This window comes from Acutalibacter sp. 1XD8-36, assembly GCF_009917525.1.
In the GTDB taxonomy this organism is placed as follows: Bacteria; Bacillota; Clostridia; order Oscillospirales; family Acutalibacteraceae; genus Acutalibacter.
On sequence record NZ_QZDU01000048.1, the window covers coordinates 1 to 1593 of the forward strand.

Annotated in this window: 1 protein-coding gene; it reads left to right on the forward strand. The window is 40.8% G+C overall.

Annotated elements, in window-relative coordinates:
* Positions 1-180 precede the first annotated feature (180 nt).
* Positions 181-1359, forward strand: a complete 1179-nt coding sequence (locus tag D5270_RS16420; RefSeq protein ID WP_166545089.1) for a hypothetical protein — start codon at positions 181-183, stop codon at positions 1357-1359.
* Positions 1360-1593: the final 234 nt, after the last annotated feature.

Consider the following 1593-nt stretch of genomic DNA (forward strand, 5'->3'; position numbering starts at 1 on the left):
CGTATGAGAGAAAAATCCATTACTTGTTGATGCTAGTTCGCTTTAATTGATATTGACTGTCTTGTCGTAATGAATAGAGAGAGTTCTCTGTCTCGCTTTATTGAGGAAAATGAGGATTCTCTGCAGCGACTTGCTTCGATTGATGCAGATAAAGTCTACTCAGTAATTAACCAGATTGACTTGAAATTTGACAATGCTATTCTTGAGAAAGTTCCTGGCGAAGTTGTTAGTGCACTCATCGATGAAAACCGATATGACATCAATTTGACTATGCTGAAGCGGATTGTGAAATTCTTGAATCCTAAACTAGCGGCTGGAGTTGAAAGCAGGCCTTACTCCTCTCTTAACGAATTAGCGTGTGACTCTATTCTACAAAATATTAGGAGCCATATCCCTGAGTTTGTTAATGGAATAATCGCGCAAGGTTCAATGAATGATTTTGAGGATGATGTTGCAGACTTGCTGGAGAGAACGATTGACAACGCTATGTTATATGATATTGTGCTATCGCATGAAACTGTATGTTTTGAGGATATTCTCTCTTGTTGCGGCGACTTAGCCTCAGACAGGAAAGACGCTGTGCAAATGCTATGGAGCACACTTTTGAAAAAAGAGAAAATATATCTAAGCTGGAAAAATATATATAAATACCGGGAGCAATTTGAGTTTGACAAAGGACTACTCGAATACATTGAAAACCATTCAGGTATGCTAAAAGGACAAAGCACAGAATCTCTGGATGATGATTTCATAGGCGATTTTATTGCCTCAGAAGTAGATGACAGGGTTTTGGGCGAGCTCTTACCTGATTTGAGAATGCAAAATTTTGATGTCCCAATATCCACACTTTCGGAATCTCGGGTGTTGCAATTGATTCTCTGCAACTTTATTCCTTTCACAGCTCAGCGATATGAGGAGATGCAGGAGTGCTGTCCAAACTTGTGTGAACTATTCGTTTTGAGGAATCAACGCGCTTTTAGAGAGCACATAAATGACATTTCACTAACACCACAACTCATGGAGAGTCTTGCATTGAGTGAGGAAAGCGAAAATGAGACTAAGATAGAAGTTATCAACACCTATGGCGCAGAAAGCATGACCCAAAGAGTTGCAGAGCGTTTATGCGCTACAAGATTCGACATCAGCCCAAAAGTGTTTGATGCAGCATGGAATGTGCTCGACAATCGTAAGCAAGAGGAGCTAATGTTCATGTATTTGGCCATACTTGATGATAAGAGTCTTTCCTCATGCTTTTCTGATTTAGGGGGAGACTACGCAGACTTCATAGACAGAAGCAGCAGACATAAAGTGGAGCTTAAATACTCAGACAATAACTGGAGATTAGCTCAAAGGCTGTAGGAACTGGATTATATTACGAGTTTTTCTGAAGGGAAGAGCGCTAGGAAAGGAAAGAATGCTGACCAGGATTGTAAAGTTATTCGGTGTTGGATTAAGGCGGAGGAATGAGGGGCAGGCATCTGCTAAGGTAGAGTTTCAATGACGGTTTTTCAAAAGCCTGAAAAACCGCATAAATACTAGGGTTTTTGGCCCTCCAAGGGTCGATGGCATCTTTTAAGCATGGTAGGGCCAGTT